The organism is Nocardioides jensenii JCM 1364 = NBRC 14755 (genome assembly GCF_001552535.1).
GTDB lineage: Bacteria > Actinomycetota > Actinomycetes > Propionibacteriales > Nocardioidaceae > Nocardioides > Nocardioides jensenii.
Map to the genome: position 1 here is coordinate 1 of NZ_BCRJ01000132.1, position 8,016 is coordinate 8,016.

An 8,016-nucleotide genomic window follows, 5' to 3' on the forward strand; every position below is an offset into this window, starting at 1 on the left:
GCCGATCCCCAGCGACGAGGCGCCCACCCGCATCAGCGGCGCGCCGATGCCGCCGCCCCAGGCACCCGGTCAGCAGTCGCCGTACGGCACTCCCCCGCAGCCCGGCCAGGCGCAGAACCAGCCGTACGCCGCCCCGCAGCAGCCGGGTCAGCCGCAGCCGGGCCAACACCAGACGGGTCAGCACCAGGCAGGTCAGCCCGGCTACGGTGCCGTGCCGCCGGCTCAGCAGGCCTACGGGCAGCAGGGGCAGCAGGGGTTCGGCCAGCAGGGGTTCGGCCAGCAGCAGTGGGGTCAGCAGCAGTTCGGTGGCGCCCCGCACCAGAACGGCTCCGGCAAGGGCAAGCTGATCGCCCTCATCGCCGCTGCGGTGCTGATCATCGGCGGTGGCGCGACCGCACTGATCCTGGTCCTCAACGGAGGCGGCGGCGATGACGACAACGACAACCTGAGCGACGAGGAGCAGATCGAGCAGGTCATCTCCGACTACAACACCGCCTTCAAGGACGTTCAGTCCGGCGATGCCGACGGCTGCGACAAGCTCGCCAAGCTCGTCGCCGAGGAGCTCACCGACGACGACCTCGACGACTGTCGCCAGACCGCCGAGAGCGCCGGCAGCAGCACCGACAGTGACTCGAGCGACTACAAGATCGAGTTGATCTACAAGGACGCCGAGGTCGACGGCGACAAGGCCGTCGCGAAGGTCGAGACCGTCAGCAACTTCGGCGGCGACGAGAACCGCGACGAGCAGGACATCGACATGGTCAAGGTCGACGGCGACTGGAAGATCGACTTCGAGGCCTCGAGCTCCAGTGAGCCCAGCGACCCGTCCACGTCGACCTCGCCCTACGGCGACCCGAGCTACGACCCGAGCGCCGACCCCAGCTACACCTATGACCCGGATGACGACTACTCGGAGACCGATCCCTACTCGGTGCCGAGCGACACGCCCTCCTACTGATCACGGCGCGGGACTCGAACCTCAGATGGCGCAGCCGTCCGGGCCACAGGCCTGGTCGCCTGCGCCATCGACCATTTCGAGGGCTGGTCGCGATTCGTCCCACGCTCGCTGCAACGCCCGGGTGAACACCTCGACCGGTTGCGCGCCGGAGATGCCGTACTTGCTCTCGACCACGAAAAAGGGCACCCCGGTGGCCCCGAAGGCACCCGCCTGCGCGACATCGGCGTAGACCTCGTCGCGGAACTCGTCGCCGGAGAGCACCTGCGTCACCCGCTCGGGGTCGAGACCGACGCCGACGGCGATCTCGGCCAGGGTGGCGTGGTCGGCGACGTTGCGCACCTCGATGAAGTTCGCAGCCAGCAGCGCTTCCTTCAGCCGGCCCTGCACGGCGGACCCGGCGTCGTGCAGCGCCAGGTGCAGCAACCGGTGGGCGTCGACGGTGTTGACCCGTTGCGTCTGCGCCAGTCGGTAGAGCAAGCCCTCTTCGGCAGCCACGGCCTCGACCTGGTCCATCATGCGTTGCGCGTTCTCGACGCCGCCGCCGTACTTGCGGGCCAGCACCTCGGCCATGCTCTCGACGGGCTCCGACGGTGCGGCAGGGTCCAGCTCGTAGGAGTGCCAGACCACCTCGACGTCATCGGCGTGCTCGAACTCGGCGAGTGCCGACTCCAGGCGGCGCTTGCCGATGTAGCACCACGGACACACGACGTCGGACCACACATCAATTCGCATGACAGGACAACGCCGACGCCGGGGCGAGGATTCCCTCACCCCCGGTGAGACGGACCTCACCCCTCAGGGTCGGGTCAGGGTCGACTGGGGGTGGAGGCGGCAGCCTTCCCCGATGCGCCCGGGTGCCGTCGACGGCGAGGCTACTGGTCATGATCACTGTTGACTCACTCACCAAGCGCTACCGCGGATTCACCGCCGTCGACGACGTGTCCTTCGTCGCCCGGCCAGGCCGCGTCACCGGGTTCCTCGGGCCCAATGGCGCCGGCAAGTCCACCACCATGCGGATCATGGTCGGCCTGACCGACGCGTCGTCCGGCAGTGCCACCGTGCTGGGCCGCCCGTTCGGCCAGCTGCCCAACCCGGGCCGCGAGGTCGGCGTACTGCTCGACGCGTCGGCCCAGCACGCCGGGCGCACCGGCCGCGAGATCCTGGCCATCGCCCAGCGCACGATGGGACTGCCGGGGTCGAGGGTCGACGAGATGCTGGAGCTGGTCAGCCTCACCGAGCGCGAGTCGGAGCGCCGGGTGCGCAACTACTCGCTCGGGATGCGGCAGCGTCTCGGCATCGCCACCGCCCTGATCGGCGACCCCGAGGTGCTGATCCTCGACGAGCCGGCCAACGGGCTCGACCCGGCCGGCATCCGCTGGATGCGCGACCTGCTGCGCGGCTACGCCAACAAGGGCGGCACCGTGCTGCTCTCCAGCCACCTTCTGCACGAGATCGAGGTCATCGCCGATGACCTGGTGATGATCGGCAACGGCCGGATCGTCGCCGAGGGCACCAAGGCCGAGCTGCTGCACGCCGCCGGCACCGTGGTGCGCACGGGTGCGGCCGCCGAGCTGGCCCAGGCACTGCGCAACGCCGGCCTGGTGGTCACGATCGCCGAGGACGGCGCGCTGCGCACCGAAGCGCCCGCCGACCAGGTGGGCGAGATCGCCCTCAACTCCCGGATCGCACTCACCGAGCTGCGGTCCTCCGACAACGCCGGCCTCGAGGAGATGTTCCTCGAGCTGACCGCCGAGACCCAACGTGAAGGAGCAGCAGCATGAGCACGCTGACCCAGGCGGCTCCCGCCACCCCGGCCGCCCGCGAGACGACGTACGCGCCGATCCCTCTGAGCCGCATCATGCGCGTCGAGCTGATCAAGATGTTCGACACGCGCTCCGGCTTCTGGCTGATGGCCAGCATCGGCATCGCGGCGGTGCTCGCCACCGCGGCGACGATCATCTTCGCTCCGGAGTCGGAGCTCGACTACGAGGCCTTCGCGACGGCGATCGGCTTCCCGATCGCGATCATCCTGCCGATCGTCGGCCTGCTCTCGGTCAGCAGCGAGTGGAGCCAGCGCACGGGGCTGACCACGTTCACGCTGCTGCCGAACCGCAGCCGGGTGATCAACGCCAAGCTGCTGGTCGCGGTCGGAGTCGGCGTCGTCTCGATGTTCCTCGCGATGGCGATCGGCGCCGTCGGCAACATCGTGGGTACGGCGATCGCGGGCGTCGACACGACCTGGAACGTGAGCGCGAAGGAGCTGTCCCTGATCGTGCTGGCCAACGTGCTCGGCATGCTGATCGGGTCGATGCTCGGTGTGGTGATCCGCAACTCCGCCGGCGCCATCGTGGGCTACTTCGTCTACAACGCACTGCTGCCGACACTGTTCATGACGCTGGGCAACCTGCAGGACTGGTTCCACGACCTGTGGCCGTGGGTCGACTTCGCCTACGCCCAGGGTGCCCTGTTCGAGGGCGACCCCAGTGGCCAGGACTGGGCCCACCTCGCGGTCACGACCACGATCTGGTTGGTGCTCCCCCTGGTGGTCGGGCTGTTCGTGATCCGCAAGTCGGAGGTGAAGTAGCGCCCCAGCCCGTCGGTGGCCGGCCGTCGTCCCCCTGTGGGGCGGCCGCCGGCCACCGGTGTTCTCCGAGGTCGCAGCAGCATGATTGAGCCGCTCTCGTCGGGGAAGACTGACAGCCATGAACAACCCTGTCTGCCCCCGCTGCGGCACTCCCCTCTCCCCCGGCCTCACCGCCTGTGCGCGCTGCGGGCTGCCGTTCGGACCCCCGGCCGGCGCACCCGCCCAGGGTCCGCCGATGCACCAGGGTGGGCCGGCCCCGTCGTCGTACGGCGCACCGATGCCGGGCGGTCCCGGCCAGTCGCCGTACGGCGCACCTACGCCACCGGCTCCTCATGGACGCGGGCCGATCATCGCCGCGATCCTGGGTGCGGTCCTGGCGGTCGCTGCCATCGTCGCCGCGGTGATCATCTTCGTGGTCCCGGACGACGACACGGAGGACACCGCCGGTGAGGACCCCTCGAGCCAGACCACCGAGGACCCGACCGACGACCCCACGGACGACCCGACCGACGAGCCGACCGAGTCGCCCACCGAGACCGAGGATCCGACAGACGATCCGACGGTGACCGACGACCCCACCGACGATCCCACCGAGACCGACGACCCGTCCACCGACCCGGGGACGCTCTCCCTGCGCTCCCGGCCGAGCGGGTCCGACGAGGAGCAGATCCGTCAGCTGGTCCGGGACACCGACACCTGGCTGCGGAAGATCTTCGCCGGAAACGCCGGGCAGTGCTCGGAGATGGGGCAGTTCTTCGCCAACCCCAAGCAGGACGACATCGGCAGTTGCGCCGATCTGGCCAAGATGCCGGCCGGCACCGAGATCTCGTTCCGGTTCTCGCCGGGCGCCGTCACCGTCAACGGCACCAAGGGCACGGTCGTGATGACGACCAGCACCACCACCGGCGGCAAGACCACCACGAGCGATGACGAGACCGATGTGGTCAAGCGTGGCGACTACTGGTACTTCGTGGAGTCCTGAGTCGGCCCCGGCCCGCGTCGGTCAGGTGAAGAGCGCCTGGCCGACGTACTCGCCCGGCCCGATGCCGGGAGGCACGGCGAACAGCGCCGACCCGGTGAACTTGAGGTACTCCATCAGCGCGTCGGACTTGGCCATCCGCGTCTGCATCGGGATGAACTGCTCGGCCGGGTCGCGCACGAAGGCGATGAAGAACAGACCGGCGTTGAGTCCACCGAGGTCGTCGCTGCCGTCGACGAAGTTGTAGCCCCGCCTCAGGATCCGGACACCGTCGTTCTGATCGGGGTGCACGACGCGGACGTGCGCGTCCGTCGGGATGATCGGCCCGCCGCGACCGGGCATCGCGAAGTCAGGATCGCTGAACTCCTCGCCACCCGAGAGTGGTGCTCCGCTCTCCTTGGTCCGGCCGATGAAGTCCTGCTGGTCGCTCAACGACTGGCGATCCCAGGTCTCGATACGCATGTTGATCCGACGGGCCACCAGGTAGGAACCGCCGGCCAGCCAGTCGGCACCGGGGTCCCGCTCGCCCACCCACAGGTGGTCGGTCAGCGCGGCCTCCTCCTCCGCCTTGAGGTTGGCGGTGCCGTCCTTGAAGCCGAAGAGGTTGCGCGGCGTCTCCTGCGAGGTGGAGGTGCTCGACGTACGCCCGAACCCGAGCTGCGACCAGCGCACCGAGACCGTGCCGAACCCGATGCGAGCCAAGTTGCGGATCGCGTGGACGGCCACCTGGGGGTCGTCCGCGCAGGCCTGGATGCAGAGGTCGCCGCCGGTGCGCTCGGGATCGAGGGCGTCGGCCGGGAAGTGCGGCAGCGGCTCGAGCGGGGCAGGACGCCGGTCGGCGATGCCGAAGCGGTCCTTGCCTGCGGCGTCACGGAACAGCGTGGGACCGAGGCCGAAGGTGATGGTCAGTCGTGAGGCCGGCAGGCCGATCGCCTCGCCGGTGTCGTCGGGCGGTAGGTCGGCGTCGCCCTGGGTCGGGCCGATCGGACCCGCCGAGCCACCGGCCGTCATCCGCTCGGCCGCCTCGGTCCAGGCGGTGAGCAGGGCGATCAGCTCGTCGCGCGAGTCGGTGGTGACGTCGAAGGCTGCGAAGTGCAGGCGGTCCTGGGCGGGCGTGACGATGCCGGCCTGGTGTGCGCCGCGGAACGCGTACGCCGCCGGGCCCGTGGTCGCGGCATCATCGGACTCGAGGGCGCTGGCCGCGGCGAAACCACCGGCCACGCCCACCACCGCCGCGCCCCCGGTGAGGAGGGCGCGGCGAGAGACGGCGGGCTGCCTCATGAGCGGGAGAGCAGCGTGCCCGTGAGCTTCGAGAGCGGCTCGGCAAGGGCGTCGACCGCGTCCTTGAGCGCCTTGATCTCGGGCTGGGTCAGCTCGTCGTAGTAGGTGAACCCGTCGGCGGTCTTCTGCGCGTCGAGCAGCTTCTGCAGGTCCGCGAACCGGTCGGTCAGGGTCTTTGCGAGCGCGGCGTCCTTGGTCTCCAGCACCGGCTTCACACCCTCGAAGGCGACCCGGGCACCGTCGACGTTGGCCTGGAAGTCCCAGAGGTCGGTGTGCGACCAGAACTCCTCCTCGCCGGTGACCTTCCCGGCAGCGACCTCCTCGAGCAGCCCGGAGGCGCCGTTGGCGATGCCGTCGATGGTGAACCTCAGGTCGCCGTCGACCTTCTTGTCCAGGATCTTGGTGTTCTTGAGCAGGTCGTCGGCATAGACCGCGCGCTGCTGGGGCGTCATCGCCCGGTAGCCCTTGGCCTCGGCCGGCCACAGATCCTTCTCGATCCGGTGCCAGCCGGTCCACTCGTCACCCTCGGCGACGTCGGCCTCGCGCAGGTCCATCTTCGGGTCGAGGGTGCCGAACGACTCGGCGACCGGCTCGATGCGCTCCCAGTGCATGCGCGCGTCGGCGTACAAGGCCCGGGCCTCGTCGTCCTTGCCCGCCTTGTAGAGGTCGACGAACTCGGTGGTCTTGGTGAGCAGCTGGTCGGTCTGGTCCTGCACGTAGGCGAGGTAGTTCGTGGTGGCCGTGTCGATCATGGCCTGCTCGTCGCCGGAGACCTCGACCTTCTCGTCGGAGGCGCTGACCGCGAAGTCCGCGCGGATGCCGTCGCCCTTCATGCCCGGCTTGCAGGCAGTGATGTAGTGCCCCTCGGGGACCGCGACCGTGAGGCGACTGTCGAGGTTCGCCCCGATGTTCTCCACCTCGCCGACGATCCGCAGGCCGTCCTCGGCGAGCAGGTAGAACTCGGTGACCTGCTTGCCGGCGTTGGTCACGTCGAAGGTCAGGGTGCCGGCCGGCGCCTCGACCTTGGAGACCTCGCAACCGTCGTCCGTGGAGATGACCTGGATCGAACGCGGGTCACCGTCATCGGACTTGGCGTTCTCGGTGCACGAGGCCAGCAGCGGCGCTGCCACGAGGATCGGGACCAGAACGGCCAGTTTTCGGTTGCGCATCATCGTCCTTCTGGGGAGTGAGGTGGTGCCGGTCATGCCGCGGGCACCCGGGCGGTGTCCTTGGGGGCGGTACGCCGACGGGCGCCCCGCAGGAAGAAGGTCATGGTGGGCACGAGGTAGAGGACCCAGACCAGTCCCTCGAGCTTGGTGGTGACCATCGAGATGTTGAAGACGCCCTTGATCAGCGTGCCGAGCCAGCCGGCGGGGTCGATCGTGTCGGAGATGTCGAAGAGGACGTCGTGCAGCCCCGGCAGGAAGCGCGCCTCCTGCAGGTCGTGGACGCCGTAGGCCAGCACGCCGGCGGCGACCACGATCAGGAACCCACCCGTCCAGGTGAAGAATCTGCTCAGGTTGATCGAGATCGCGCCGCGGTAGATCAGGTAGCCGAGCACGACCGCGGTGAGGATGCCCAGGCCCGCGCCCAGCAACGGCTCCCAGGTCGGGGTCACCGAGCCGACTGTCTCGCGGGTTCCGGCCTGGGTGGCCGCCCAGATGAACAGCGCCGTCTCGAGACCCTCACGACCGACGGCGAACATCGCCACGATCACCAGGCCCCAACGGCTGCCCTCGGCGGCCACGTCGATCTGACCGCGCAGCTCGCCACCGAGACCGCGGGCGGCGCGGGCCATCCAGAACACCATCCAGGTCACGAACCCGACCGCCACGATCGAGAGCGTGCCGCCGATGAACTCCTGCGCCTCGAAGGTGAGCCCGCGGGGCCCGTAGGTCAGCGCCGCACCGAAGCCCAGGGAGATGAGCACCGCGATGCCGACCCCGACCCAGACCCTGGGCAGCAGGCTGGTGCGGCCACTCTTGACGAGGTAGGCGACCAGGATGCTCACGACCAGTGCGGCCTCGAGGCCCTCGCGCAGGCCGATCAGGTAGTTGGACAACACATTCGTGAGAATACGCCCAACGCTTAGGACTGCCTAACCTTGGTCGCGACTCGAGATCGAGCCGTCGGCACGACGTACGCCGGGGTGCCCGTGCATTCCTGCCCGATCGACAGGAAGTTTCATGACGATCGGCCAGTTTCACAGGCGGA

The 8,016-nt window shown here is 69.2% G+C and carries 8 protein-coding genes; 4 read left to right on the forward strand and 4 right to left on the reverse strand.

The features are described from left to right. A partial coding sequence (locus NJ4_RS23275) for an Rv0361 family membrane protein (RefSeq protein ID WP_157551312.1) occupies window positions 1–958 on the forward strand: 958 nt, incomplete at its 5' end. 21 nt (window positions 959–979) lie between these two features. On the opposite strand, the gene NJ4_RS23280 is transcribed toward NJ4_RS23275, so the two are convergent. Continuing rightward, complete coding sequence (locus NJ4_RS23280) at window positions 980–1,690, reverse strand: DsbA family oxidoreductase (protein WP_067441276.1); 711 nt, start codon at window positions 1,688–1,690, stop codon at window positions 980–982. 149 nt (window positions 1,691–1,839) lie between these two features. Here NJ4_RS23280 and NJ4_RS23285 point away from each other — a divergent pair, with 149 nt between their 5' ends. From NJ4_RS23285 to NJ4_RS23295, 3 genes are all read left to right on the forward strand, one after another. Further along, a complete protein-coding gene (locus NJ4_RS23285) occupies window positions 1,840–2,739 on the forward strand; it encodes an ABC transporter ATP-binding protein (protein ID WP_067441278.1) in 900 nt (299 codons plus the stop codon). Next, window positions 2,736–3,542, forward strand: coding sequence for an ABC transporter permease subunit (locus NJ4_RS23290; RefSeq protein WP_157551313.1), 807 nt, complete (start codon window positions 2,736–2,738; stop codon window positions 3,540–3,542). Before NJ4_RS23285 ends, NJ4_RS23290 begins: the two co-directional genes overlap by 4 nt. 118 nt (window positions 3,543–3,660) lie before the next feature. Further along, the gene (locus tag NJ4_RS23295) at window positions 3,661–4,524 is read left to right on the forward strand and encodes a zinc ribbon domain-containing protein (protein ID WP_067441281.1); all 864 of its coding nucleotides are present in this window, start codon (window positions 3,661–3,663) and stop codon (window positions 4,522–4,524) included. Between the two features lie 21 nt (window positions 4,525–4,545). Here NJ4_RS23295 and efeB read toward each other — a convergent pair whose 3' ends face one another. Genes efeB through efeU form a run of 3 tightly spaced genes read right to left on the reverse strand, consistent with a single transcriptional unit; the run spans window position 4,546 to window position 7,867 of the window. Continuing rightward, window positions 4,546–5,802 carry an iron uptake transporter deferrochelatase/peroxidase subunit gene (gene efeB, locus NJ4_RS26130; protein WP_067441284.1) on the reverse strand — a complete coding sequence of 419 codons (1,257 nt, stop codon included), beginning with the start codon at window positions 5,800–5,802 and terminating at the stop codon, window positions 4,546–4,548. Beyond that, a complete protein-coding gene (gene efeO / locus NJ4_RS26135) occupies window positions 5,799–7,007 on the reverse strand; it encodes an iron uptake system protein EfeO (RefSeq protein WP_245644685.1) in 1,209 nt (402 codons plus the stop codon). The genes efeB and efeO overlap by 4 nt, the downstream gene beginning before the upstream one ends. After that, window positions 7,004–7,867 carry an iron uptake transporter permease EfeU gene (gene efeU, locus NJ4_RS23310; protein WP_067441290.1) on the reverse strand — a complete coding sequence of 288 codons (864 nt, stop codon included), beginning with the start codon at window positions 7,865–7,867 and terminating at the stop codon, window positions 7,004–7,006. Before efeU ends, efeO begins: the two co-directional genes overlap by 4 nt. Between the last annotated feature and the right edge of the window lie 149 nt (window positions 7,868–8,016).